At 39.2% G+C, this 24974-nt stretch carries 25 protein-coding genes, 1 pseudogene and 1 riboswitch; of the genes and pseudogenes, 7 read left to right on the top strand and 19 right to left on the bottom strand.

The annotated features are described in order from the left end of the window. From MKZ18_RS04945 to MKZ18_RS04935, 3 genes are all read right to left on the bottom strand, one after another. Window positions 1-981, bottom strand: a complete 981-nt coding sequence (locus MKZ18_RS04945) for a LacI family DNA-binding transcriptional regulator (RefSeq protein WP_076512576.1) — start codon at window positions 979-981, stop codon at window positions 1-3. A gap of 241 nt (window positions 982-1222) precedes the next feature. Next, window positions 1223-2050, bottom strand: coding sequence for an aldo/keto reductase (locus MKZ18_RS04940; protein ID WP_035320935.1), 828 nt, complete (start codon window positions 2048-2050; stop codon window positions 1223-1225). A gap of 34 nt (window positions 2051-2084) precedes the next feature. Further along, window positions 2085-2834: an IclR family transcriptional regulator gene (locus MKZ18_RS04935; protein WP_025910379.1), complete on the bottom strand. Its 750-nt coding sequence runs from the start codon at window positions 2832-2834 to the stop codon at window positions 2085-2087. A gap of 266 nt (window positions 2835-3100) precedes the next feature. Between MKZ18_RS04935 and MKZ18_RS04930 the strand changes: the two genes are divergently transcribed. Continuing rightward, a complete protein-coding gene (locus MKZ18_RS04930; RefSeq protein ID WP_025910378.1) occupies window positions 3101-3436 on the top strand; it encodes a PadR family transcriptional regulator in 336 nt (111 codons plus the stop codon). Window positions 3437-3438: 2 nt separating this feature from the next. Continuing rightward, on the top strand, window positions 3439-4203 hold the full coding sequence (locus MKZ18_RS04925; RefSeq protein ID WP_076512578.1) for a hypothetical protein: 765 nt from the start codon (window positions 3439-3441) through the stop codon (window positions 4201-4203). A gap of 8 nt (window positions 4204-4211) precedes the next feature. Here MKZ18_RS04925 and MKZ18_RS04920 read toward each other — a convergent pair whose 3' ends face one another. Next, a complete protein-coding gene (locus tag MKZ18_RS04920; RefSeq protein ID WP_100347226.1) occupies window positions 4212-4523 on the bottom strand; it encodes a hypothetical protein in 312 nt (103 codons plus the stop codon). Window positions 4524-4941: 418 nt separating this feature from the next. Here MKZ18_RS04920 and MKZ18_RS04915 point away from each other — a divergent pair, with 418 nt between their 5' ends. Together MKZ18_RS04915 and MKZ18_RS04910 are read left to right on the top strand one after the other, a co-directional pair. Then, the gene (locus MKZ18_RS04915; protein ID WP_035320939.1) at window positions 4942-5274 is read left to right on the top strand and encodes a DUF485 domain-containing protein; all 333 of its coding nucleotides are present in this window, start codon (window positions 4942-4944) and stop codon (window positions 5272-5274) included. A gap of 17 nt (window positions 5275-5291) precedes the next feature. Continuing rightward, window positions 5292-6842 (top strand): solute symporter family protein, encoded by a 1551-nt coding sequence (locus MKZ18_RS04910; protein ID WP_025910374.1) that lies wholly within the window; start codon window positions 5292-5294, stop codon window positions 6840-6842. A 334-nt stretch (window positions 6843-7176) separates the two neighbouring features. Here MKZ18_RS04910 and MKZ18_RS04905 read toward each other — a convergent pair whose 3' ends face one another. The 3 genes from MKZ18_RS04905 to MKZ18_RS04895 are packed head-to-tail and all read right to left on the bottom strand — an operon-like array spanning window position 7177 to window position 8664. Then, window positions 7177-7659 (bottom strand): zinc-binding dehydrogenase, encoded by a 483-nt coding sequence (locus tag MKZ18_RS04905; protein ID WP_235932344.1) that lies wholly within the window; start codon window positions 7657-7659, stop codon window positions 7177-7179. A 5-nt stretch (window positions 7660-7664) separates the two neighbouring features. Further along, complete coding sequence (locus MKZ18_RS04900) at window positions 7665-8123, bottom strand: alcohol dehydrogenase catalytic domain-containing protein (protein ID WP_340842891.1); 459 nt, start codon at window positions 8121-8123, stop codon at window positions 7665-7667. Between the two features lie 43 nt (window positions 8124-8166). Next, complete coding sequence (locus MKZ18_RS04895) at window positions 8167-8664, bottom strand: lactoylglutathione lyase family protein (RefSeq protein WP_138117313.1); 498 nt, start codon at window positions 8662-8664, stop codon at window positions 8167-8169. A 173-nt stretch (window positions 8665-8837) separates the two neighbouring features. On the opposite strand from MKZ18_RS04895, the gene MKZ18_RS04890 reads away from it, so the two are divergent. Further along, window positions 8838-9203, top strand: coding sequence for a winged helix-turn-helix transcriptional regulator (locus tag MKZ18_RS04890; RefSeq protein WP_025910372.1), 366 nt, complete (start codon window positions 8838-8840; stop codon window positions 9201-9203). Window positions 9204-9218: 15 nt separating this feature from the next. Here MKZ18_RS04890 and MKZ18_RS04885 read toward each other — a convergent pair whose 3' ends face one another. From MKZ18_RS04885 to MKZ18_RS04855, 7 genes are all read right to left on the bottom strand, one after another. Continuing rightward, window positions 9219-11555, bottom strand: coding sequence for a YhgE/Pip domain-containing protein (locus tag MKZ18_RS04885; RefSeq protein ID WP_025910371.1), 2337 nt, complete (start codon window positions 11553-11555; stop codon window positions 9219-9221). A 542-nt stretch (window positions 11556-12097) separates the two neighbouring features. Beyond that, window positions 12098-13102, bottom strand: coding sequence for an ABC transporter substrate-binding protein (locus MKZ18_RS04880; protein WP_100347222.1), 1005 nt, complete (start codon window positions 13100-13102; stop codon window positions 12098-12100). Further along, window positions 13099-13851: an ABC transporter permease gene (locus tag MKZ18_RS04875; protein ID WP_061786167.1), complete on the bottom strand. Its 753-nt coding sequence runs from the start codon at window positions 13849-13851 to the stop codon at window positions 13099-13101. Before MKZ18_RS04875 ends, MKZ18_RS04880 begins: the two co-directional genes overlap by 4 nt. Continuing rightward, entirely contained in the window at window positions 13848-14612 is a 765-nt protein-coding gene (locus tag MKZ18_RS04870) for an ABC transporter ATP-binding protein (RefSeq protein WP_283880633.1), read from the bottom strand. Before MKZ18_RS04870 ends, MKZ18_RS04875 begins: the two co-directional genes overlap by 4 nt. Further along, window positions 14605-15276: a thiaminase II gene (tenA, locus tag MKZ18_RS04865; RefSeq protein WP_025910367.1), complete on the bottom strand. Its 672-nt coding sequence runs from the start codon at window positions 15274-15276 to the stop codon at window positions 14605-14607. The genes MKZ18_RS04870 and tenA overlap by 8 nt, the downstream gene beginning before the upstream one ends. After that, window positions 15276-16553 carry an acetylornithine deacetylase gene (locus MKZ18_RS04860; protein WP_163070623.1) on the bottom strand — a complete coding sequence of 426 codons (1278 nt, stop codon included), beginning with the start codon at window positions 16551-16553 and terminating at the stop codon, window positions 15276-15278. Before MKZ18_RS04860 ends, tenA begins: the two co-directional genes overlap by 1 nt. Before the next feature lie 108 nt (window positions 16554-16661). Continuing rightward, window positions 16662-16764: riboswitch (TPP riboswitch) on the bottom strand. Window positions 16765-17070: 306 nt separating this feature from the next. Next, window positions 17071-17724 carry an HAD family hydrolase gene (locus tag MKZ18_RS04855; RefSeq protein WP_035320926.1) on the bottom strand — a complete coding sequence of 218 codons (654 nt, stop codon included), beginning with the start codon at window positions 17722-17724 and terminating at the stop codon, window positions 17071-17073. Between the two features lie 314 nt (window positions 17725-18038). Between MKZ18_RS04855 and MKZ18_RS04850 the strand changes: the two are divergent. Then, window positions 18039-18539 (top strand): annotated as a pseudogene (locus tag MKZ18_RS04850) (cytochrome P450); the annotation flags it as partial. A gap of 18 nt (window positions 18540-18557) precedes the next feature. On the opposite strand, the gene MKZ18_RS04845 reads toward MKZ18_RS04850, so the two are convergent. Further along, entirely contained in the window at window positions 18558-19328 is a 771-nt protein-coding gene (locus tag MKZ18_RS04845; RefSeq protein WP_025910363.1) for a class I SAM-dependent methyltransferase, read from the bottom strand. A 33-nt stretch (window positions 19329-19361) separates the two neighbouring features. Beyond that, complete coding sequence (locus MKZ18_RS04840; protein WP_025910362.1) at window positions 19362-20492, bottom strand: AbrB family transcriptional regulator; 1131 nt, start codon at window positions 20490-20492, stop codon at window positions 19362-19364. 201 nt (window positions 20493-20693) lie between these two features. Here MKZ18_RS04840 and MKZ18_RS04835 point away from each other — a divergent pair, with 201 nt between their 5' ends. Continuing rightward, complete coding sequence (locus tag MKZ18_RS04835) at window positions 20694-21566, top strand: LysR family transcriptional regulator (RefSeq protein ID WP_025910360.1); 873 nt, start codon at window positions 20694-20696, stop codon at window positions 21564-21566. Between the two features lie 35 nt (window positions 21567-21601). On the opposite strand, the gene MKZ18_RS04830 is transcribed toward MKZ18_RS04835, so the two are convergent. The 3 genes from MKZ18_RS04830 to MKZ18_RS04820 are packed head-to-tail and all read right to left on the bottom strand — an operon-like array spanning window position 21602 to window position 24876. Then, the gene (locus MKZ18_RS04830; protein WP_119544018.1) at window positions 21602-22552 is read right to left on the bottom strand and encodes a tripartite tricarboxylate transporter substrate binding protein; all 951 of its coding nucleotides are present in this window, start codon (window positions 22550-22552) and stop codon (window positions 21602-21604) included. Between the two features lie 15 nt (window positions 22553-22567). After that, window positions 22568-23242, bottom strand: coding sequence for a response regulator (locus MKZ18_RS04825; protein ID WP_340842893.1), 675 nt, complete (start codon window positions 23240-23242; stop codon window positions 22568-22570). A gap of 44 nt (window positions 23243-23286) precedes the next feature. Then, window positions 23287-24876 carry an ATP-binding protein gene (locus MKZ18_RS04820; protein WP_061786163.1) on the bottom strand — a complete coding sequence of 530 codons (1590 nt, stop codon included), beginning with the start codon at window positions 24874-24876 and terminating at the stop codon, window positions 23287-23289. Window positions 24877-24974: the final 98 nt, after the last annotated feature.

Below are 24974 nucleotides of genomic sequence, written 5' to 3'. Positions count from 1 at the left end.
TTAATCAACCTTTCTTGTTGTATTTCGTTCAATAAACGTAACGGGTAATTCAATATGCTTATTTTGAACAATTTCTTTTTTAATATATTTTAATAGAAGTTTTGCTGCTTCTTTTCCCATTTCATAAGCGGGCTGCCTAATTGTTGAAAGAGCTGGAAATAACAGTTCACTTTGAGGTATATCATCGAATCCAACAATTTGTAACTCATCTGGAATTGATTTTCCCAGCTGTAACGCTTCACGTAAAATAGCTGCTGCCACAATATCGTTGCTGGCAATTACTCCATCCGTATTAGCATGCTTTTCAAACAGTTCTTTTGCCCATTTCTTTGCTTCATGAAATGAAAACGAAGTTGTATTCATCACTTGAAAGTCAACGTTTGCTCCGCTTAACGTTTCAAGTGCACCTTGAAACCGCTCTTGAGCTGGCTTTACGTTTGGAGGACCTTTTAATAAAGTAATTTGTTTGCTTCCTCTTTTAATAATTTCTTGTGCAGCAATTCTTCCACCTTCTCTTCCATCTGCATATACAGATGGATATTGGGGTGATGTACGGTCTAAAAAGACAACTGGAAAACCCAGTCCTTTATACGTTTCATCATCAGATATCGTTCTGGCTGTAATCATGCCTACAACGTGATTTTGAGTAAACGTATGTAAATAAGCCGCTTCTTTTTTTAAATCTTCATCACTATTTCCAAATAAAAGACGAAATCCTTGACTGTGCACTTCATCTTCAATACCGCGCGCAAGCTGTGGAAAGAATGGGTTCGTAATATCTGGAAGCAACAATCCAATCAAGCGTGACTCACGCTTATACAAAGATCGCGCTACTTCGTTTGGACTATAGTTTAGTAATGTAATTGCCTGCATTACTTTTTCTCTCGTATCTTCGCGTACATACCCTGTGCTATTAAGCACGCGAGAAACCGTTGCAACAGATACACCAGCATGCTTCGCTACGTCTCGAATTGTTACCATACGAACGCCTCCCTCCTTTATATGTAACCGTTTACACTGATAATATATCACGATTTTGCTTTGTTGACAATACAAATATTTTTACCAGTTCTCTTTCTCTTTAAAAAAACACATATATAATAGAAGAAACTCGGTTAGCTTATAGAGAGTATCTCTTATGTGTTTAATATACAGGTAGACAACATGAACAACAAAAGAGCGTCGCTTAGGAAAAAGCGACGCTCTTTATCATTCTTTTTTATTAAAAATCAAAGTTATCTGGGTCTGGACCAACGCGATGGTTTTTGTTTAGTTCATTAATCTTCGCCATATCTTCCTGAGATAATTCAAAGTCAAAGATTGATGCATTTTCAACGATGCGGTGCTCTTTAATAGACTTTGGAATTGTTACGATTTCGCTTTGTAAATCCCAGCGTAAGATGACTTGTGCTGTTGATTTACCATGCTTATCTGCAATCTCTTTCAATACTGCATTATCTAATAATTCACCTTGAGCTAACGGAGACCAAGCTTCAATTTGAATATCATTCTTTTTACAGAAATCACGAAGCTCTACTTGAGTTAATAATGGATGAAGCTCCACTTGGTTAACCATTGGCTTTATCTCAGCGTCTTTCATTAAATCTTCTAAGTGATGAATTTGGAAATTTGACACGCCGATTGCTTTTACTTTGCCATCTTTATATAGCTTTTCTAGCGCTCTCCAAGTGTCTTTATATTTGCCTTCTACCGGCCAGTGAATTAAGTATAAATCTAAGTAGTCAAGACCTAGCTTGTTTAAGCTTGTTTCAAATGCTTCTAACGTTGACTCATAGCCTTGGTCTGCATTCCATACTTTTGTTGTAATGAAAAGATCTTCACGTGGTACACCAGCTTCTTTAATAGCTTGTCCTACGCCCTCTTCATTTTCATAAATTTTGGCTGTATCAATACTTTTGTACCCTGCATTAATTGCCCATTTCACAGAGTCAATTACCTGCTGTCCATCTTCTACTTTAAATACACCTAGACCAAACCATGGCATTTCAACGCCGTTTGCTAACTTTGTTGTTGATTGTAAATTGTTCATTACCATTCATCCCCTCTATAACTGTATATTTGAATCACAAATTGTGAGTCATTGTGTGAGAAATTGCATCGGCACATTTTTTAACAAGCTTAGCGTGATACTCATCTTTATCGTGAGAAACACGACCAGAAGGACCCGAAAGTGCTACAGCAGCGATGACCTGCCCATTTTTTCGTACAGGCGCTGCAATACATCTTAAACCAATTTCCCCTTCTTCATTATCAACTGCATAGCCTTGTTCACGAATTTTATGTAGCTCGCCTTCCAAATCTGTGCGAGATGTAAGCGTTTGAGAAGTAAAGATTTCAAACGTTAGTTGTTCAATGATTTGATTTTGCACTTCTGCTGACTGATAGGCAAGAATACACTTCCCAATACCGTTTGCGTGAATTGCTTTTTTATTCCCTACTTCTGAATGTGTACGCGTGCTATAATATTCCCCGCTCACAACTTGAGTTGTCACCATTTTGTTACCGGAAATAACTCCCGCATAAATGGTTTCCTTTGTTTGTTGATTGAGCTGCTCCATTGGTGGAACAGAAAACCAGTTTAAATCGTAGCTGTTCCCACCCGATAGCCGTGACATGAGCACAGTCGAAACACGATAGCGGTGATCAGCCGTTCTTTCAATGAACTCGTTTTGTTCAAGCGTACTCACCAAGCGATACATCGTACTTTTATTGTATTGAAGCACATTCATCATTTCAGAAATTGTCATATTCGGCTCTTTTATCAGTAAAGAGAAGATATCTAATCCTTTTTTTAATGTACCCACTTCAGACATTTTAAGCTCCTCCTTTAGCCGAATGATAATTTCATTATAAATACCATATATATTTTTATCAAATAAAGAAACTCATTCTTTTTAAATTCCCTATAAAAGAGAATATAAAGAACTTCTACAATTGCTATTCCACGATTTTTACTAATTAAACGTGAAACCACTTGAATATTTTTACAAAAATTAGTATTATGTATCTTGTAATGCAAAATAGTAACATTTTTTAATCAACTATCTTATATTGCAAGATAGTTAAGGAGGAACGGCTTGTGTCTTCAACTCAGATGTTAAAAGGAATTTTAGAAGGCTGCTTATTAGCTATCATCTCAAAAGGCGAAACATATGGATATGAAATGATTGAAAAATTGGAAGCGCACGGTTTTCATATGGTCAGTGAAGGAAGCATCTATCCACTTCTTCTCCGTATGCAAAAAGAAAAGCTTATCACAAGCATCATGAAAGCTTCGCCTAACGGTCCAAAGCGAAAGTATTATACGTTAACACCTGAAGGACAACAAGAACTAAAGGACTTTCAAGAACGTTGGAATTCGTTATCATACAGCGTTAATCAGTTAATGAACAACAAAAGAAAGAAAGGAGAATGAATATGACGTTATCAAAAGAAAGCACGGACTTCTTACAAAATTTACGCCTTTATTTGTTTTCAAGTGGAAAAAACGAAGAGGAAACAGACGATATTATCCTTGAGTTATCTCATCATTTATGGGATGCGGAACAAGACGGCAAAAGTGTTCACCACATTGTCGGTCAATCCCCAAAAGCATATATGGAAAGTTTATCAAGTGAAATGAAGCCTGACTTAATGGGATGGTTAAAATACTTACCAATGATTATTTTAGGAGTATTTGCTTACAGCTTGCTTGGTGATGCCATTCACGGTAATATTGCGTATTCTGCCTACACACTTATTGGCATGCCTATTTTCATTATGGTTATGCTGCTTATTTTGCTAAGTCTCTTTCGTGTTGTGGCTGCTAGACAATTGTCAGGATTAGCTTTGCTAACTTTGTTTATCCCTTACAATTTATTATCGATTGGTGGGTTTGTTGCGCTTGTGTTCCTAGAGAAAAACACAGAAACAAAGCTTTTCGTGGTTTCCGGGGGCTTGTATTCGCTAAGCGGATTGTTAAGTGCACTAGTGGCTATTACATTCTTAGTAGCCATATCGATTTGGTCTAAAACATGGGTCAGTATTTTGATTCCTATTTTTCTTTATTTACCTGAAGTTGTTGTAGACTTTTTTTCAATGTCACAGTCTGCTGCGTTAGTAGTAAGCACACTTATTTCATACGGCGCTATTGGCCTTTACATATGGCTTGTAATGAGGAAATTGAATAAAGAAGCAGCGTAAAAAGCGGCTCATTTCGAGCCGTTTTTTTCAAATTTCTCTAACTGATCTAACTTCTTTTCTGCTGCTAATATTTCACGCTGTCGTTGTCCAAGTAAATCAAAATGAGGGTAGCCTGAACGATTATCAATATATTTAGACGGAATATTATATTTCTCCCCCCATTGAATGAGCTTTTCTATATCGCCGCAACCTACTTTTGTTACCGTTGTTGCACCTGGAAACCGATCATCAATCCAATAGTGAGTTAAAAATGCAACCTCTCCTCGATTCACAGCTTCCTTCCATGCGTATAACTCTTCACGCTTTAATCCAAATGCCATCGTGTCACCTTTTTTCTGTCATCTCATTTTCTGTTATATAACATATTTTTATATTGTTTATATCATATATAACAGAATTATATAAATATCTTCTAAATGAAAAAGTGTTTCTTTAATACATAAGCCTATCTTTTTATTATCTCAAAAAAAGATATTTCTGGAAAAATTGATGATTTTATGATATTTATATTCTTTTTTAACTTATTATCGTTATTTCACAATTATACATACTAGTTCTTCTCAGCTGCAACATCCATGCCTTTTACTTTTTCACGGCTAGATGAAATGTCGATATTTCTTAGTTTTTGTCATATAATCTAAATTTACTTTTTTTTCTGAAAACAATATAATGACGGTGTACAGGAACATCTATCCAATATGTTCCAAACTTAATTTAAAGGGGGTATTTTCATTGGCGATGAACGGAAGCTCGTTACAGAAAAACGAAGAACAACCTACCTCACCAGACTATACGAAAATTGTTCAATCTCCATCTTTTCAACAGCTCTTAAAAACAAAACGGAATTTCATTTTACCATTATCACTATTTTTCCTAGCTTTTTATTTTACACTACCTATTTTAACAGCTTATTCTAACGTATTAAATCAACCTGCTTTTTTATCAATGACATGGGCATGGGTATTTGCTTTTGCTCAATTTATTATGACGTGGACACTGTGTATTCTTTATACACGTCGTGCAGCTAAATTTGATGAATTAGTTGAAGTAATTAAAGCTGAAGCTCGCTAAAAAAGGAGGATCTGTTAATGAATGCTCTTGCATTTTCACTATTTCTTGTAATTGTTGGATTAACGCTCGTAATCACATACTTAGCTTCTAAACGAACCAAAACTTCCAGTGATTTCTATACGGCTGACGGAAGTTTAACAGGTCTACAAAACGGAATGGCGATTGCTGGAGACTATATGTCTGCCGCATCATTTTTAGGTATCGCAGGAATGGTAGCGCTTTCTGGGTTTGATGGTTTCTTTTACAGCATTGGATTTTTAGTTGCTTACCTTGTTGTTTTGTATGTTGTGGCAGAACCACTGCGTAATCTTGGAAAATATACAATGGCTGATATGATTGCCGCACGATTTGACCAAAAGAAAGTTCGCGGAGTTGCGGCTTTAAATACCATTACGATTTCAATCTTTTATATGATTGCACAGCTTGTAGGCGCAGGCGCACTTATTCATTTATTACTAGGAATTGACTACGTCTACTCCGTGTTAATTGTTGGTGTTTTAATGACAATTTACGTTGTGTTTGGCGGTATGACAGCAACAAGCTGGGTTCAAATTGCCAAAGCTATTTTATTAATGATTGGGACGTTTATTATTTCCGTGATTGTGTTTGCAAAGTTTGATTTTAGCATCGTAAAAATGTTTTCAGAGATGAAGACGGCAACACCTCTTGGCGAAGGCTTTTTAAACCCTGGAAACAAGTTTACCAACCCACTGGATATGATTTCTTTAAACTTAGCCTTAGTACTTGGTACTGCAGGATTACCTCATATTCTTATCCGTTTCTTTACGGTAAGGGACGCAATTACAGCAAGAAAATCCGTTATTTATGCAACATGGATTATTGGTGCGTTTTACATTATGACCATCTTCTTAGGATTCGGTGCTGCAGCCTTTGTTGGATACGATGAAATTGTTGCGGCAAACGCAGCTGGTAACATGGCTGCTCCGCTATTAGCCCAAGTTTTAGGCGGAGATTTCTTATTTGCTTTTGTATCAGCCGTTGCGTTTGCAACGATTTTAGCAGTTGTTGCGGGGCTCGTTTTATCAGCAGCTTCAGCTTTCGCACATGACTTCTATAGCCATATCGTTCGTCGCGGTGAAGCAACGGAAAAAGAACAGGTTGTTGCGGCACGCTGGGCGTCAATTGGTGTATCAATTGTCTCCATTATTCTTGCATTATTTGCTCAAAATATGAACGTAGCCTTTTTAGTAGCACTTGCCTTTGCAGTAGCTGCTAGTGCAAACTTACCAATCATTTTATTTACGATTTTCTGGAAACGATTTAATACAACAGGTGCCGTAACGGGTATGCTTGTAGGCTTACTAAGCTCTCTGATTCTTGTAGCAATTAGCCCGAACGTTTGGTCACCGGAAGCAGGAGCAGCCATCTTTGTTGGAGAACCTCTCATCACGCTCACTAACCCAGGCATCATTTCAATTCCGCTTGGGTTCTTAGCTGCTATTATCGGCACGCTTGTTTCAAGTGAAAAAGCGGATGCGAAGAAGTTTGATGAAGTACTAGTAAAAGCAAACACAGGCATGGGCATTCAAGGTCCTGTAAAGCATTAATAATAAACAAAGAGACTGAGACATAAGTAATTCAGCCTCTACTATACCTGAACGATTGAAAGTTCATAGCTTTTAATCGTTCAGGTTTTTTTGTTGATTGTGAAAACAATGTTGGAAACAGGGGGGAATGGAGCGTAGGACACTCGACTCCTGCGGGAAAGAGAGGGAAAACGGAGATCCCGCAGCGCAGCGAGGAAGCTCAGGTTCCTCCCCGCGGAAAGCGAGTGACCGTAGCGCAATGGAACGAACGTGTTGAGACAAATCAAAGAGATGGGAACAGCGAGTGTTCGTCTTTTAGAAGCAATCATTTTGTTATGTTCCAAACTCTTTATGCTTATAGCACTGCAATGATTTTCCCTGTCATAGTGCGACTAGCTAACTGTGCTAGTGCTTGTGCTTGTGCTTGTGGAACCTCATCTAAAGAAATAGTTTTCTCAACAAGCGGATCTAGCTTTCCTTCTTTCACAAGCTCTAACATGTTATCGCCCATTTTCTTTAGAGCTGCTTGCTCGTGACGATTAGCTGATTGATGAGCACTGCCTAATGCAACTTGATCAAAAGAAAGTGGATGTGCAAATGAAATGGCGCTATTCACATCAGGTGGACCTGCAATAAAAGCGATTTGCCCGTTAAATGCAAGTGCTTCTAGTGACTTGTTTGCATTTTCTCTTCCAACCGTGTCAAGCACAGCATGAACACCTAATCCATTTGTAATAGCAAGAGTTTCTTTCACAAAATCTTCTTCTTTATAATCAATGGCGTAATCTGCACCTAATGATTTCACATACTCATGATTTTTTTTAGAAACTGTTGTGATGACAGTTAAACCTGCCTGCTTAGCAAGTTGAATGGCACCCCCCCTACTCCACCTGCTCCGGCATGAATTAAAATGAACTGACCTTCCTCAATATGAAGCTTAGAGAATAGCGCTTGGTATGCAGTGTAGACAGCACAAGGTAGCGCTGCTGCCGCTTCAAATGATACGCCTTCTGGGATAACAGATACCGTATGAGCTGTTGTGACAGCATACTCAGCAAAACCGCCTTTTTTCGTTAGATCTCCGTGATACACAACGCGGTCACTCACTTGAATATCGGTTACGTTCGCACCTACTTCTTCAACAACACCAGCTACGTCTAGTCCTAAAATATGAGGATATGACCAGCTTGGATTTCCACCCGTTGCAGTCTTATAATCAACAGGGTTTAGCGCCGTAGCATGCACTTGCACAAGCACTTCTCCTTCACCAGGCACAGATTTTTTACTGTTTCCAACCTGCATTTGTTCCCATTTTCCTTTTCCCTCTAACAATAAAGCTTTTATCTTAGTAAGCTCCGCCTGAATACGTTAGCTCATAACTATGCGTATAGATTTCGATTAAATTGCCGAATGGATCTTCACAGTACACCATTTTGTAAGGCTTCTCGTTTGGATAATACTCACGAATTGGCATACGCTGCTTTCCACCATGAGCAACAATTTTTTCTGCAAGTCCTTCAATATCAGGGTCTTGAACGCAGAAGTGGAAAATACCAGTTTTCCAAAATTCAAAGTTATTTTCAGGCGTTTCATTTTGAAGAAACTCAAAGATTTCTACACCGATTTTATCTCCTGTTGCTAAGTGCGCAATACGAAACTTCCCCCAGCCTGATCCAAAAACATCCGTACACATTTGTCCAATTGCACTGTCATCTTCTACAATTTCAGATGGCTCCATAATGACGTACCATCCTAGTACTTCCTTATAAAATTTAACGGCTTCGTCCAAATTAGGAACAGAAAGCCCGATATGTGAAAATGAACGTGGATATGGTTGATTCATTTTTGTTTCCTCCTTCATATTTAAGATTGGTTTCAGTATAATGGAACCACCTATTCATGACTAGACGGCACTTTCGTGTAACCAGGTTACCAACCCGTAACCCTATTGACGAATTCATTCAATAGATTGTCCAACTAGTATGCTTCTATTACGTTACATAAGGAGAGATAAAGTTGAAAACCACAAAATACAATATTCCTGTCGAAGCCACGCTTGAAGTAATCGGTGGCAAATGGAAGGTTGTAATTCTTTGTCACTTAAAAGAACAAACACTTCGATTCAGCGAGCTACAGCGCATCATTCCAAATATCACAAAAAAAATGCTCTCCCAGCAGCTTAGAGAGTTAGAACATGACGGCATTATTAAACGTACTTTATATGATGAGATTCCACCTAAAGTCGAGTATTCGCTAACGGATGAAGGAGAGACCCTTCGAGAAGTGTTAGATTTGATGTGCTCATGGGGAAATGCACGCATTGAGAAAGATCCAAACGCCGTGAATTTGTATAAAGAACATGAAAAGAAGCTTAGCCATTAGGCTAAGCTTCTTTCATTAAGCTGTTGCTTCTTCATCTTCATTTACTTTGCGAAATTTTCGTGCATTCAAGCTGAAGATAATAATTGTTAAGATAATAAACACCAGCGCAAATATTCCTAGCACGCCCGCTTGACTCCAAGCAAACCCATAGTCATTACCAACCGAAATAATTTCACGGAATCCGCGAATCGCATACGTCATCGGTAAGAACGGATTAATTACTTGGAAAAATTCTGGCACTAGCGCTTTTGGGAACGTTCCAGAGCTTCCTCCGATTTGAAGGAGAAGCACAATAAACGTTAAGAACTGCCCTACTTTACCTAAAGCTGTTGTTAAGAATAACACCAGCGTAAAGAACGTTAAGCCTGTAATAATGGTGAACACATAAAATCTCCACACGCTTGTCACATGTAAATCAAGTCCCCACAGCAGTGCTGTTGCTACAAGAATCGATTGGAAAATTGCCATAAACCCAATTACGCTAAACTTACTTAAGAACCAAGCAAAGCCAGACGTTGGTGTAATCGCTGGATCTTTTAATGAGTAAACAGAAGAGAACATAAGCGCTCCTGCGAATAATCCAATACATAGAATATATGGTGTTAAGCCCACTCCGTACTTATCTACATTGTTCTGTTTGTCAGCTTGCAAGTCAGTTGGACTAGCAAACATGCTGTACGTTTTATCGTTTGGATTCACTTCTTTGGCATCATTTGCTCCTTCTTGTAGAGAAGAATGAAGCTCACTTGTACCGTCTGCTAAATCGGATGACCCATCATAAAGTTTATTCGAACCATCTTGTAAATCTTTCGAACCATTTACAAGCTTCTGTCCACCTTTATTCAGTTCATCTAAACCATCTGCTAACTTGCCGCTTCCTGTTTCCGTTTTTTGGATTCCTTCTTTTAGGTCACCCGTTGCGTCAACAAGCTTGTTAGCTCCACTATTAATGGTTTCCATACCACTATTAAACGTTGTGAACTTTTCGTTAAAAGTTCCAAACTTTTCATTGAACGTTTTCTCGCTAGCTGCTAGTTTAGCTGCCCCATCGTAAATCTGTGACTGTCCGTCAGAAATTTTACCGATAGCACTTTGAATGTCCTGACCACCTTTTGAAAGCTCTTGTAAACCGTTTGCCAATACTTGAACCTGATCAACTTTTGCTTTCAATTCTTTAATCTGCTCTTGCTGCTGCTCCATAAACTGCTGGTTAGACAACTCGTTAATATCAGCAATTAATTTTTGTTTTTGGTCATCTGGAATCGATTCATTTTCATTAATTGAAGTAATAAGCTGCTGCTTTTTCGTATCAAATGATTGACGAACAGAATCAATTTTCTCTTTAAGAGCTGCGGCTTCTTTTTGCTTAACCGCAATTTCATTGGCTACTTCATTGACTTTGGTATTAGCTTCATTCAGTCCTGATACGAACTCAGGAAGCTTCCCTTCTAACTCTTTCGTCCCAGTTTGCAGTTCACCTAACTTTTCTTGCAAAGTTCCTGCACCTGTTTCTAATTGCTTAGACGCCGTATATAATTGATCAGAGCCTTCTTGTAGTTTCTTTGCTCCATCGGCGGCTGTTCCAATTCCTTTTGCTAACTCTCCTTGCTTCTCATTAATTTGTGTTGCGCCCTCTAAAAGCTTGACGGTTGCGCTATGCAGATCTGTTGCACCTTTATTCGCATCACTAATTCCATCTGCTAATTTTTCCACGCCATCTTCAAACGCAACTGTACTTTCTGCTAATTTTTTCAAATTATCGCGAAGCGTTTTGGAACCATCTTCAATTTTTCCAGCACCGTCGCTTGCTTCTTGAAGACCATCCGCCACTTCTTTGAAGCTATCAAATACAGTTTCCGCGTACTGCTTCGTTACTTCCTCTTTTATTTGTTCATTGATTTTTGTTACTGCGTTTGAACCAATCTGTGCACCGGAATAGTTTTTACCAGCGTTCGTATGGTAGACAAACTTCATTTTCTTTGGATCTTCGTCCATTAAAGTTGTTGCGTTTTCAGAGAAATTACTTGGCAGTTCTAGGACGAGATAATACTTTTCATTCTTTAAGCCTTCTAGCGCTTCTTCTTTATTCGTAAAACGCCAGTCAAACGTATCATTATCCTTTAAATTTTCAACAAAATCATCACCGACGTGAAGTTCTTTCCCATCTAGAGTAGCGCCTTTGTCTTCATTGACAACGGCTACAGGAATTTGATCTGTTTTTCCATATGGATCCCAATAAGCTGATAAAAAAATCACATTATATAAGAACGGAACGAATAATAAGCCCACAATAATTAAGATATTCATCGGCTTTGAAATAATGGATTTCCATTCTCCCTTCAGCATATTCATCGTTAAATCCCCCAATAGCTTTTCAGTTAAATTGACTATCTGACTAAAAAACAAATACAGTCATTAAGTTCTGATTAATGTTATCATATTCACAAACAGTAGGTCAATTACAATTTATTAATTTTTTTCTTCTTATTTAATATAGAAAACGAATTTCTATGTATTTTTTGTTAGGCACCATTATTTTATTCCCAGTTAGAACATAAAAAAACGAAAAAGAGTTTGGGACATAACAAAATGATTGCTTCTAAAAGACGAACACTAGCTGTTCCCATCTCTTTGGTTTGTATCAACACGTTCGTTCCATTGCGCTACGGCCACTCGCTTTCCGCGGGGAGGAACCTGAGCTTCCTCGCTGCGCTGCGGGATCTCCGTTTTCCCTCTCTTTCCCGCAGGAGTCGAGTGTCCTACGCTCCATTCCACCCTGTTTCCAACATTATTTTCACAATCAACCAAAAAAACCTGAACGATTAAAAGTTATGAACTCTCAATCGTTCAGGTATAGTAAGGACTGAACTACTTATGTCTCAGTCTCTTTTTTATTAGTTTGTCAAATCTATAAACATATCCTCTGGCTTGGGTTCTTTTTTAATTAAACTAGAATCCTTTAACCACTTCGCTGTTTCTTCCCAAGACTTATTTGTCTGACTTCCAAAGCCTTCAGCTGACTCCATCTTTGGAAGTAAGATATCCAAACTTTGTTTTTCTACTCCTTCCACTAGTGGAAAATTCGCTTTGTCTTGATTGCTTAATAGAATATCAAGAGCTTCATCCGGATGTTCATTCATGAATTCATAGCCCTTTGTTGCTGCTTTCCAAAAAGCACGAATTGATTCTTCATCTTTTTCCCATGTATGATCACTTGTTACGGCTACTAGCTCGTAATAATTGGGAACACCATAATCGGTTGGATTAAAATAGCGTGTATCATATCCTTTGTCTTTTAAAACAGGAACTTCATGGTTAATATAAGCCCCGATTACCGCGTCGACTTTTTTGGTTACAACTGAAGACCCTAATTCAAAGCCTACGTCAGCCATTTTTACCTTGTCCGGATTCCCTCCGTCCGTTTTGATCATCCTTTTCAGCAGAGCTTCATTTAAAGGAATTCCCGTATAGCCTACCGTCTTGCCTTCTAAATCTTTTGGGCGTTTAACAGGACTTTCGTCTAAAAACACAACGTGATTTAACGGAGAACGGACAATAGCTCCTACTGACTTCACCGGAACGTTTTCGTTGGCTCTTGCCATTACGACATCTGGCTGATAGTAAAAACCTAACGTGACTTTACCCGTAGCCGCTAGATTTAACGGGTCGGTTGGGTTGGCAGGATATTGAATATCTACCTTTACACCTTCTTCTTCAAAATAACCTTTTTCTTGTGCTACGTATAAAAAGCTATGTACAGCGTTTGGATACCAATCGAGCATCACCGTTACTTCCTTTAAATCTTTTTTATTAATTGATGAGCTTGTAGCGTCTTTCCCACAAGCTGCCGTTACTACTACTAAAAGCAGCAATGATAAACTAACTAGCCATTTTTTCATTTAAATTTCCTCCACTTCAGTGATTTACGTTCAATCCATGTAATGCCAATAAAAGAGATGATGCCGATAAGGGATAACACAACGATTGGAGCGAATACACCAGCCCCATCAAACTGTGTCATCATCCGTCGACTGAAATAACCTAAACCGGCTTGTGCACCGAGCCATTCACCGATCGCAGCGCCAATAACGCTTAAGGTTACCGCTACTTTTAAACCTGAATAAAAATGAGGTAAAGCGGCTGGAACACTTAGCTTCATAAAAAGATCTCGTTTAGTCGCTCCCATCGTTTTTAAAAGTTCAACGTGTTCACGTCTCGTTGAGCGAAGACCATCAAACGTGTTAACGGTAATAGGGAAAAACGTAATTAAGACCGTTACAACTACTTTGCTCCAGATTGAATAGCCAAACCAAAGTACAAAAATAGGCGCTAGCGCTATGATTGGAATGGTTTGCGAAGCTACTAAAATAGGATAGATAGCCCGCTCAATGGTTTTGTTGTTATTCATCCAAATCGCAACCACCACGCCTACAACAATTGAAATGGCTAAACCTATTAAAATAATCCGTAGCGTTGAAGGTAAATGTTCAATGAACAGCACATCTTTTAGCTCCCATATTCTCACGCACACCTCAACTGGAGATGGTAAAATAAAGGGCATCGCCACAACATAAGCGATAACCTGCCAAATAAGCAGCAACATGAGCGTTAAAATAATAGATGAACTCCACTCTTTTACCTTCTTCATGCATCCACCTTCATTCTGAGCTCTTCCATCAGTTGATGCTTTAGCTTTACAATCTCTGGTCGATCTATATCCTTCAGAGACCTTGGCCTTTCAAGAGGTACCTTGACCTGCTGAAATTCCTTTAAAGGCTGCTTATCAAAGATAAAGATTCGATCTGATAAAAACAGCGCTTCCTGTACATCATGGGTGATAAACAAAATGGTTTGCTTACGCTTTTGCCACTGTTCAAGCAGCCACTCCTGCATGGATAGACGAGTAATGGCATCCAAGGCACTAAACGGTTCATCTAGCAAAAGTACGTTTGACCCGCTTAGCACGCTACGAAGAAACGAAACCCGCTGCTTCATTCCTCCTGATAAATCGGCAGGAAATCGATGTTCATACCCTTCTAACCCAAATTCACTTAGCAGCTCTTTTACTTGTGTATATGCTTTTCCCTTCGCTACTCCTTTTAACTCTAAAGGTAAAGCAGCGTTATCTAGAATCGTCCTCCAAGGTAAAAGAAGATCTTCTTGGGGCATGTATCCCACATGACCCAATCTACTATGATGCTGCTGACCATTAATTAAAATCCTTCCCGTCTGCTCTATCTCTAACCCGGTAATGAGTCGAAAAAGCGTGCTCTTTCCTGAACCGCTTGCACCAACAATGCTGACAAACTCTCCTTCTTTAATATCAAAATTAAGAGATTCTAAGATTGCTCCTTTGCTTTCTTCATATGAGAAAGTCACCTTTTCAAACTCCAAAGCTTTTTTATACATGAACAGGCCACATCGCTTTTTCATAAGCCATATCCCAGAATAAGTATTCAAAGCGCGTCGTATTAATAAAGATTTCTTCTAGCTTGTTAAGCTCTGCTTCTGATTTTCCTTCTGCTAGCTGATCCATTAGATCGATGCACCAAGTCGCAAGCTCACCAAATTCAGCTGAGCTGTACATGTGAATCCACTCACTATAAAGCTCATGAGCTGCTCCAGGCTGAGTGGAAAGCTCTTTGCCAATTTCCCAATAGCTCCACATGCACGGGAGCAGTGCGGCAACAAGCTCAGCTAGCGTTCCGTTTTGAGAAACGTGAAGCATATAGTGCGTGTAAGCAAGCGTTGTTGGCGCGGGCTCTGCTGTTTCTAGTTCTTCAGGAGTAATTAAAAAACGTTTTGCATACTGTCTATGTAGCTCCATCTCTTCGTTGATTGTTGAATGTAATAACGCTGCAAATTTCCCCATCGTTTGAACATCTGTTGCTTTTACTGCTCCAAGTGCAAATAGCTTCGCATAATCAATTAAATACACGTAATCTTGTACCATATAAAAGCGAAACTTCTCTTGCTCTAACGTCCCTTCTCCCATCCCCTTTACAAAGGGATGCTCATGCGTTTGCTTCCAAATAGGCTTTACTTTTTCATATAAACGTTCACTGAATCTCATTAGGCACTCTCCTTTTTTGTATGTAGCCACTCATAAATAAACTGAACCATCACTTTCGTGTAATCGAGTAATTGATCAACGGACAGCTTTTCATTAACAGCGTGTGCTTCCGTTAATTCGCCTGGGCCATAAATAACTGTAGCTATACGTGCATCAGCTAGCCAGCCACCGTCCGTAACCGTTGGAGAAACGTTGACTTTCGCTTCTTTCATTGTCACTTCTCTATGAGCACTGACTAACGAGTGAACTGCTGGGTGATTTCTATCTACTTCAAATGCAGGGAAAATTTCACCTCTATCTTCAATCATTGATGTTCCTCCCCACTTAAACGTTGGGAGATTTTCTCTTAGCCACCGATCTGCTTTTGCAACCTGTAACAGATGGTCTTCTACTTCTTTCGCTACTTCTTCATACGATTCATTTGGATAATAATGAACGGTCACCCACAGCCTGCACTCATCTGCGATAAACGCTGCGTGGCGACCACCTTCAATAACCGCTGGATTTATTGTATTTGTTCCAGGCGGAAAGCCAGGATAGCTTTTGACAACAGCCCAGTGGCGCTCTAACTCTTGTAGTGCACCAATTAATTTCATCATTTTTTCAATTGCACTGGCTCCCAACAAACCGCCGCCGGCATGAATCATTTGTCTTCTTGTGGCATCATGATATGTTTGCTTACTTTTCACAGTTATCCACCCGGTAATGACTCCACCTTGACCTTGGATTTGCAAATCACTTGTATCAACCACAACCGCAAAGTCTGCGCTATATCCTCGCTTGCAGCATTCAAGGGTACCTGCCTCTCCAACCTCTTCACCGATAACTGACTGAAACACTAAATCACCAGGAAACTCCACTCCAGCTTCACGTAGAAGCTTAATAGCAAACAGCGCACCAGCGAGTCCGCCTTTCATATCGGCAGCGCCTCTCCCCGTAATAAATTCTTCACCGCACCTCGCTTGAAACGGATCAGCATTCCATCCTTCGTCTTCGTTAACAGCTGCAACATCAATATGTCCATTAATAATCAAGCTCTGGTACCCACTTCGATTTGTTCCCTTTAATGTTCCAACAACGTTAGGATCATTTGGATACACGTCCCACATATCTGTTTCAAAACCATAGCTTTCCAACAGCCGCGCAATATAGCTCTGCGCTTCTTTTGTATTACGTGCAGGTGGTGCTGGTGTTTTGTAAGATATGAGCTTGGTCAAAAGTTCAATAAGCTCATCTCGTTTGTCATCTACTTGCTTTACTACATCCGTAATATTCATACCAATTCCCTCCTTCTAAACCACATAAAAAAAGCGCTTCTTTTCATAGAAAAGAAGCGCTTGAATATACACATGTATCCCTCTTACATCACGTAAAAGTCATAGATGTAGCACACAATACCTCTTTCCTACGCTAGTATTACCTAGTTCAGGTTATAAGGGTTAAGACAAGCGTCTCTCTCAGCTTTGAAAAGCACCCCTAGTGGTTTGATAATGACTATTTTTTTGTAAAACTATCTGATTATTACCTCTATTAGTTGTACCACACTACCTTATATAGTTCAATACAATTTGCAGAATTCTAATTTGACCTTCAAAGCCACAATAGCGTTATGTTTAATTCTATCGGATGCCTACCAAGTATAGAAGACTAGGGACGAGCTATTCAGCTTAAAATCCCTCCTTTTCTATACTTACTTCTTTTGACAAGTTGGACAGTAATACAACCGCCTCGTATTCCGTTCCCAAAAATACACTTAGAACCATAGAAAGTGGAGCTAATGCTAGCTTCACTTTTTTAATGACTTACCTGTTCAATTACTTCTTGCAACGACTTCTCTTTCATAGAGGCAATGCGTAAGTGATACGTTTCAAACGTCAAATGTGCAGAGAGACGATTCGGCACAATTACACATTGTAAACCCGCAGCAATCGCAGCTTTTGCACCGTTGGCTGAGTCTTCAAAAGCAATGGCTTCAGAAGGTTTTACGCCTAGCTTTTCAACTGTTTGCTTATAAAGAGCTGGATCTGGCTTAACTTTTTCCACGTCGCCACGCGTTTGCATCACTTCGAAATGACCAAGGAGATCTAATTCCTTTAAAAACGACGTAACCCATGCACGGTCTGAACTGCTAGCTAAACCAATTTTCAGTCCTAATTCTTTCGCTTCTTTTAAATACTCAAGAACGCCTTCACGAGCTGCAAGCTGCTTCATTTTTTCTCGGTGACGCTTTAATGACTCTTTTGCAATTTCTTCCTTCGTTAATTCACGACCAAACTGCTCATATAAAAAGTCGTAAAGCGCTTTGGTATCCGTTCCTATATAAGACGCAAACTCTTCAATTTTCAAATGTACGCCACGAGGTTCTAGCATATCGCAGTATACTTCATACCAAACTGATTCTGTATCTACAATTAATCCATCAAAGTCAAACACAATTGCTTTAATCATCTTTCATACCGCCTTTATATCTCAATTCTAGTTAATATCCTATCACGTTCTTATGAGTAGGGCTACAAATGTATATTTCAGCTAGCACATCGACATATGGATATCATTTGCATTTTTTTCATTTCTTTACGCTCAACTTTTCTATTTCAGTTGATGAGCAAACAATACCCCCTATATAATTAAGGTACATTTTGAACTATAGGTTCATTTTATCGAACTGTATGCACAAAAAGTTTAGAGAGCATTTACTCTTTTCCATCTCTATAGAAGGAGGAACGAACAATGAAACAAGAAGTAATTCCGGTAACTGAGATACCAAACTAACGCTGTTAGATCCACCTGATCACCGTAAAGCACGCTCTTTACTTTCTGCTGCTTTTACACCACGTAGCTTAAAGAACTGGGAGCCACGCATTCGTCAAATTGCTGCTAATCTTGTCAAAGACATCGAAGCGAATACAACTGTAGATATTGTCGAAGTTTTTGCATCGCCTTTACCTAGCTACGTGATTGCAGATTTATTCGGCGTACCGATTGAAGACCGTCACCAGTTCAAACATTGGATAGACGTATTATTTCAACCTTACGATAAAGAGCTCCTTCATGAACTCGAACAAGAAAAACAACAGGCAGCTAAAGAATATTTTGAATATCTCTATCCACTTGTCGTTCAAAAACGTTCAAATCTTGCAGATGACATTATTTCGGATTTAATTCAAGTCAATATAGATGGAGAAGGTTTCACAGACGAAGAAATTGTTCAAACAACCATGCTCTTACTTGGAGCTGGTGTTGAAACAACAAGCCACGCTCTCACAGGAGCACGGCTTCTCTTATTTTTTCGCAACAATTAAAACGGATTCTGCTTGAAACGATTGAATGCTTTTACCGTCTGTTTGAATATGAAAGAACGTTTTCAGTTCACTTGAAGCACGCAGCATCTTTTCTATGAGCTCTTGCTTATCGTTTAGCGGTACTTTCATCATTTCACACCAATCATCAAACAGAAATGTTTTTGGAAAGCGCGTCATTAGCTCAATTGTGAAGCCCGCTCCCTCTAACATTTTAAACCACTCTGTCTTTTTATAAGCACGCTTATGGCTAGGATCTCGCTTCTTTTCCACTTCGTTATAAAAAGTATCATATGCGTCGCTTTCTGGCGCCACGTTATCCACGACTATAAACGCTCCGTCTTTCTTTAATACCCGAGCTGATTCGTTAACAAAGCTTTGCACATCGGTAAAGTGATGAGGAGCGATTCGGCACGTTACGAGATTAAACGCTTCATCTAAAAACGGTAGTTTCTCTGCTTCACCCTGGACAAACGATACGTTCTCATGACCGTTACTTTTGATAAATTCTTCTGCATAAAGGAGCATTTGTGGAGTAAGATCAAAAGCTACTACCTCACCAAATAAACCGGCAAGCTTATTAGCTACGTGGCCTCCACCCGTTGCGATATCCAAGGCTTTTTCTCCGGCATAATCAGCCGCTACTTCCGTTAAGAAAGCTAAATCAGCTCCTTTGGAATGGCCTTTGCTTTTCACATAGTTTTTAGCATTGCTGCCAAATTGACTCACCACTAGCTCTTTTTCATGATTCATTTCCCACCACTACCTCTCTTCATAAGTCAGCTATTACCTTTCTTGAACCTTAGCATGAGCATGAACTTTCTGCTCCCCAACCTGATAGAACCATCTAAAGATTGGTGGTAATAGCAGCGAAACAATTAAAATACGAAATACTTGAACAGCTACAACAAACGGTGCATCTGCTCCTAGTACAACAGAAGTGGTCGCCATCTCCGCAACTCCTCCTGGAGCAAAAGCAAGTGCTGTTGTAATAAATGGTATGCCTCCAACCTCAGATACGATATATGCACATAGAAACATCGTACCAATTAACACAATTGTGCTAATAAAAGCCACTCCAATCGTTCGCTTCATACCCTGAAACATATCAGCGTGAAAACGTGAACCAATGCTTGTCGCAATGATTACTTGCGCAATAATTAAGACAAGATGTGGCCACCACGCTGTTAAGTTATAGCCTGCAATCGCTGAGCCTGCTACTTGCATGATGCCTACCGTCAGCATCCCTCCAACAAGCCACGGAGCCGGAAATTTGAAACGCTTGCCAATTAGGTATCCAATAAATGCTGCAAAGACTAATACAAATGTCCATGATACTGACTCTAAACTAAAAGAAAAAGCTGCCTTAGAGGGTGCTGCTACTGTTGCTTGTTCTCCTAACGATGAAACCAGAAGTGGAACCGTAAGCACAACAAGGAATACGCGCATAATTTGAACAACGCTTACCGTTGCAGTGTTTGCTCCCACCTCTTCTGCAATCCCTGGCATGGCACTTAGTCCACCAGGAGCTGTACTGAACAAGCTTGTTAACAAATCATTTGAGGTGAATTTAAAAAGAATAAACCCAGAGCCTAATGAAAATAAAATAGAGATTAATAAAATGATAGATACAGGAAGCCAATTATCTACAAATGTGCTGACAACCGTTAGATTAATTTGTTGCCCCAGCTCAATTGCTAGAATAAGCTGACCGATATACAGCCAAACCTTTGGCATTCCTTTAGAATTCGAAGGAACCTTCAAAAATTGAGGACGAGTAATTGCTAAAGTTGTTGCCACAATAAGTGTTCCAATCATCCAGCCGATTGACATTCCTAATGAAGACAATAACAGCCCGCCTAAAGCGCTTAGTATAATCAATAAAAGCGTAGATGAAAAAGATAATGTTGCTTTCATTTCAAATCCTTCTTTCTATTTTTGCTACGATTACTTTGTCAGTTAAAAAACAAAACAAGCGGTTTAAGTCCCCTTGCTCTTACGCATAAACTTTACGTTTTCTATCTATCTAAACTATAGTATACTTTTAGAGATAATTGAAATATCGGATTTGTATGTAGAAAGATAAAAAAAATTAATGCCTGAATAAAGGAGGAAGACATGGACGATCGCGATTGGCTCATTTTACAGCTTTTATACCAAGAAAAAAACATCACAAAAGCTGCAAAACTACTTTATATCTCACAACCAGCCCTGACGAACCGCCTGCAACAGATGGAAAAAGAATTTGGTGTACAGATTGTTAACCGTGGGCGCAGAGGTATCCACTTTACACCTCAAGGAGAATATTTAGCAAAATCTGCTGATAAAATGATTGCGCATCTCCAGCACATAAAAGACCACGTCTTAAATATGGGCGATAAATTAACAGGCACACTAAGGCTTGGCGTCTCGAATTTCTTCACAGATTATAAATTACCCGGACTCTTGCGTTTGTTTAAAGATAAGTATCCAGATGTTGAATTTAAAGTAACAACCGGCTGGAGCAGCGACGTTGTAAACCTCCTGCATCACCAAGATGTTCATATTGCTTTTGTAAAAGGTGATTATAACTGGCGCAACGAAAAGCGGCTTATCTTTGAAGAAACGGTGTGTATTGCTTCAAAGACACCGATCGAGCTAAACGATCTTCCGCGTCTACCTCGCATTGATTATCATCAAGACCGCTTTTTGAAAACAGCTGTCGACCATTGGTGGAGCGAAAATTTCAATCAGCCTCCAAGCGTCAGCATTCACGTAGATAAAGCAGATACATGTAAAAAGATGGTAGAAAACGGCCTTGGTTACGCGATGCTTCCCCACATGCTAGTTGAAGATGTTGAAGGGCTTCACGTCATTCCGATGCAAAACGAAGATGGGACTGCTTTGCTTCGAAAAACGTGGATGTACTTTCATGAGGAGTCACTTGAAATTAAAATTGTAAAAGCATTCATTGAGTTTATTGAAGAGATTGATTTGCATGATATTCATTAAACAAGTAAGAAGCTATATGAAGTCATATAGCTTTTTTACTTGCCGCTCATTAATTCTTCATATAGCTTACTTTGTCTTTCCAAAAACACAGAGGCACCGCTGCTGTTTTTATAAAAAGGATAAAAATCATTTTCTTTTAAAAGCTGTTTCCACGCCTTCGTATTGACCATTTTGTATATGGCTTGATTCCAGTAATCAATTTCTTCTTGCGTCATATTTGGTGGACCCATTAATCCTCTCCAATGGCTAAAAACAACGTCAATTCCTTCTTCTTTCCACGTTGGAACGTCATTAAATTCTGCTAAGCGCCGCGGAGCTGAAACGCCCAAAATCCGAACATCCCCTCGCTCATACGCATCCTTCGCTTCTGATAACGACATAGGAGCTACTTGAACTTCATTCTCTTGGAGCGCGTCCAGCACGCCATGGCTACTTCCATATACGTAAAAAGCTAAGCGAGACGTTTCAACTTTTGCTTTTTGCGCTGCTTGCACAAACGACAAATGATCATCATTACCTAACCGAGGAGATAATCCAATCTTTAATGGATGATGATTTTCTTTTAAAGCATCCATCAAGCTCTTCATTGTCATAATGGAGGAAGAGGCTGGAACAACGATGACTTCCCATTCGGTTGCCAAAATCGCAAGAGGCGTAAAGTTTTTATACGTTAGCTGACTTTGCCCCAGTAAATGATTCGTAATCAATAAGCTAGAGTTACCTGAAATGACGTTTCCCCCTTCAAGTTGCTGTACATAACGCCATGCTTCTTCTCCTTGACTTTGTGTTTTATTGACAACAGAAACAGGTACATCCATTACTTCTTGTTGTAACACGTGCTGCATGGTCCTAGCGGTTAAATCCGCTCCACCTCCAACCGCTCCTGGGGCTACTAATTCTACGTGATCAAAGTGCACACTTTGATCATGATTACTACAGCTCATTAACACAAGTATTATGCTTACTAAACTAATCCACTTTTTCATATAATTCATCCTGACCTATGTCAAATGATACTTTCGCTCTGGTCGACCAACAATGCCATAATCATACTGAACATGACATTCTTGCACAGATACTAAATATTCTAAGTAACGACGAGCCGTCGTTCGAGATACGCCCATCTTTTTGCCCATTTCTTCGATTGTAATACCTTCTGTGAGGCCTTCTAAAATAGCTTTCACCTGCTTTAACGTGATACCGTCAATTCCAGATGGTAAGACTTTTTCCACTGGCGACTGCTGCTTATCATAGCCAAAATACGAATTAACAAACGATTGGTCCACTTCATCTCGAGCTTGCAGCAAGCTTCTTTTTTTCTGGTACCCTTCAATTGCTTCAATGAATGACTCCATTTTTACAGGCTTAATCAAGTAATTAACAACACCATTTCGCAAACATCGCTCTAAAATATCCCTTTCAGTGGCAGCCGTCACCACAATGACATCTACTTCCGGAAATCGTTCTCGAATACGTGGTAATAAATCCGTTCCCATTTCATCAGGCATATAAATATCCAAAATAAGCAAATCGATAGGTTCTTGCTCGAGCATCTCTATCGCTTCTTTAGCATTTAAAGCTTTTCCTACCACTTTCACATTCTCTATTTCTTGTAAAAATCGTTCTTGAACCTGAGCGATTCGAAAATCATCCTCTGCAATGGCTACTTTTAACATGATGTCTCTCTCCTTTGTTTGATTTTCTCTCATCCCAATTGCGTCTACTTTTGCTTCGGTAGATAAACAGAGAATGTGGTACCTTCTTCTTCAGGATGAATGTCAATCCAACCTTGAAGCTCATCGATCATTTCTTTCACGTTTGAAAGCCCATATCCTCGGTTTTGTCCTTTCGTCGAAAATCCTTTTGAAAACAATTTATCAATTATTTCTTCTGAAATTCCACTTCCATTATCACTTACTTCAATAATGATGTCTTGACCAATATCGGTAATAAAAAACGATACTTTCTTGTCATCTTGCGTACTAACTGCATCAAAAGCATTATCAATTAGGTTTCCAATAATGATGATTAAGTGTGAGACATCAATATGCGAAGGTAGCTCTTTCAATAAGCTATCCTCTGCAATGGTAAACTCTACTTTCTTTTCAGACGCTTTGCCCATCTTACCTAATAGCACAGCTTGTACTTTAGCATCCAAAATTTGATGAAATAAAATTCGATTTTGCGTTTGGTGCGCATTGGACTCTTTTTGAATAAATTCAAAGGCCTCATCATACTCTCCTAGCTGTAGCAGTCCAGATAGCACATAAAGCTTGTTTGTGAATTCATGTGTTTGTGCCCGTAAGTCCTCAGAGTATCTCCGTACTTCTCCTAGCGTATGGATTAAATGATTCAGCTCTGTTTTATCGCGGAAACTTGCTACGACACCAACGATTTTGTCATTTTCAATAATGGGCAATAAGTTTAAAATAAAAAGTTTATTATGAAAGCGAATCTCTTGATCATTTTGCGCTTGACCATCTACCAGCACCCGCATCATGTTTGTATAAGGGAATACTTCAATGATTGACTTTGGGGTATAGTTATCCTGCAAGCCGAGCATATGCCTCGCTGATGTATTCATCATCGTAATTCGACCTTTCGCATCAATGGCGATAATGCCTTCTTTTATCGATCGCAAAATTGCACTACGCTCCCGATACAAAGAAGCGATTTCGTTTGGCTCTAAGCCAAGAGTATCTTTTTTAATGCTTTTAGCGAGTAAGACTCCCCCAACGATTCCAAGAAGAAGGACGAGAAAAGCGTAAAAAATAATCTGTTGAATGCGCTTAATTAAATGAGCATGAACGTCTCGCTCTAGAAATTCTACGGTAACGACACCAATAATTTCACGGTATTTTCCTTGTTCGCTAATCACCGGAGCTTTCCCCATAATAGATAGACCCGAAGTTCCCATGCCTTCCAGCGTATAGTACCCTCCAAACATAAGCGCACGATAGTTGGAACTGGCATTGGTTTGACGGTCTGTTCTTTTCTCTTCGTCAGGCGAATAAATGGCTTTTTTTCGGTTTTCAACGATAATGGCTTCAGCACCAATTTGTTCACGTACTTGCTCTGCTAAAGGCTGAATGACCTTTGAAGGATTCTTGTCATTGAAAGCTTGTTTGACTTCTGGCATAAAGGAAATCGATTTGGCAGCCTGCAAAGCTAACTGTTCTGCTTGCTTTTTTGACTCCACTGCTTGCATATAAGAAAAGATACTAGCAAGTAATGTAACCACAAGTAGTACCAAACCAACAGTAAGGCCAACTGTTTTTGTTTCTAACGAAATGGAAATTGTTTTTTTCATTCTATTTTGACATCCTTCTTCTATTTGCACTCCTCTTTTATTCTACCAAAATTTTTATCTTACGTTTTGATTTGTCTGACTTTTATAAATATTATCTT

The sequence above is a fragment of the Priestia sp. FSL W8-0001 genome (genome assembly GCF_038050335.1).
Classification (GTDB): domain Bacteria; phylum Bacillota; class Bacilli; order Bacillales; family Bacillaceae_H; genus Priestia; species Priestia flexa.
This window is presented reverse-complemented; position numbering and strand designations above follow the sequence as displayed.

Excerpts from the sequence above, each read along its gene's own strand:
- MKZ18_RS04945 (WP_076512576.1), bottom strand. The coding sequence starts at position 981 with ATGGTAACAATTCGAGACGTAGCGAAGCATGCTGGTGTATCTGTTGCA.
- MKZ18_RS04940 (WP_035320935.1), bottom strand. The coding sequence starts at position 2,050 with ATGAACAATTTACAATCAACAACAAAGTTAGCAAACGGCGTTGAAATG.
- MKZ18_RS04935 (WP_025910379.1), bottom strand. The coding sequence starts at position 2,834 with ATGTCTGAAGTGGGTACATTAAAAAAAGGATTAGATATCTTCTCTTTA.
- MKZ18_RS04925 (WP_076512578.1), top strand. The coding sequence starts at position 3,439 with ATGACGTTATCAAAAGAAAGCACGGACTTCTTACAAAATTTACGCCTT.
- MKZ18_RS04920 (WP_100347226.1), bottom strand. The coding sequence starts at position 4,523 with ATGGCATTTGGATTAAAGCGTGAAGAGTTATACGCATGGAAGGAAGCT.
- MKZ18_RS04915 (WP_035320939.1), top strand. The coding sequence starts at position 4,942 with ATGAACGGAAGCTCGTTACAGAAAAACGAAGAACAACCTACCTCACCA.
- MKZ18_RS04910 (WP_025910374.1), top strand. The coding sequence starts at position 5,292 with ATGAATGCTCTTGCATTTTCACTATTTCTTGTAATTGTTGGATTAACG.
- MKZ18_RS04900 (WP_340842891.1), bottom strand. The coding sequence starts at position 8,123 with ATGCAGGTTGGAAACAGTAAAAAATCTGTGCCTGGTGAAGGAGAAGTG.
- MKZ18_RS04895 (WP_138117313.1), bottom strand. The coding sequence starts at position 8,664 with ATGAATCAACCATATCCACGTTCATTTTCACATATCGGGCTTTCTGTT.
- MKZ18_RS04885 (WP_025910371.1), bottom strand. The coding sequence starts at position 11,555 with ATGAATATGCTGAAGGGAGAATGGAAATCCATTATTTCAAAGCCGATG.
- MKZ18_RS04880 (WP_100347222.1), bottom strand. The coding sequence starts at position 13,102 with ATGAAAAAATGGCTAGTTAGTTTATCATTGCTGCTTTTAGTAGTAGTA.
- MKZ18_RS04875 (WP_061786167.1), bottom strand. The coding sequence starts at position 13,851 with ATGAAGAAGGTAAAAGAGTGGAGTTCATCTATTATTTTAACGCTCATG.
- MKZ18_RS04870 (WP_283880633.1), bottom strand. The coding sequence starts at position 14,612 with ATGTATAAAAAAGCTTTGGAGTTTGAAAAGGTGACTTTCTCATATGAA.
- tenA (WP_025910367.1), bottom strand. The coding sequence starts at position 15,276 with ATGAGATTCAGTGAACGTTTATATGAAAAAGTAAAGCCTATTTGGAAG.
- MKZ18_RS04860 (WP_163070623.1), bottom strand. The coding sequence starts at position 16,553 with ATGAATATTACGGATGTAGTAAAGCAAGTAGATGACAAACGAGATGAG.
- MKZ18_RS04855 (WP_035320926.1), bottom strand. The coding sequence starts at position 17,724 with ATGATTAAAGCAATTGTGTTTGACTTTGATGGATTAATTGTAGATACA.
- MKZ18_RS04845 (WP_025910363.1), bottom strand. The coding sequence starts at position 19,328 with ATGAATCATGAAAAAGAGCTAGTGGTGAGTCAATTTGGCAGCAATGCT.
- MKZ18_RS04840 (WP_025910362.1), bottom strand. The coding sequence starts at position 20,492 with ATGAAAGCAACATTATCTTTTTCATCTACGCTTTTATTGATTATACTA.
- MKZ18_RS04835 (WP_025910360.1), top strand. The coding sequence starts at position 20,694 with ATGGACGATCGCGATTGGCTCATTTTACAGCTTTTATACCAAGAAAAA.
- MKZ18_RS04830 (WP_119544018.1), bottom strand. The coding sequence starts at position 22,552 with ATGAAAAAGTGGATTAGTTTAGTAAGCATAATACTTGTGTTAATGAGC.
- MKZ18_RS04825 (WP_340842893.1), bottom strand. The coding sequence starts at position 23,242 with ATGTTAAAAGTAGCCATTGCAGAGGATGATTTTCGAATCGCTCAGGTT.
- MKZ18_RS04820 (WP_061786163.1), bottom strand. The coding sequence starts at position 24,876 with ATGAAAAAAACAATTTCCATTTCGTTAGAAACAAAAACAGTTGGCCTT.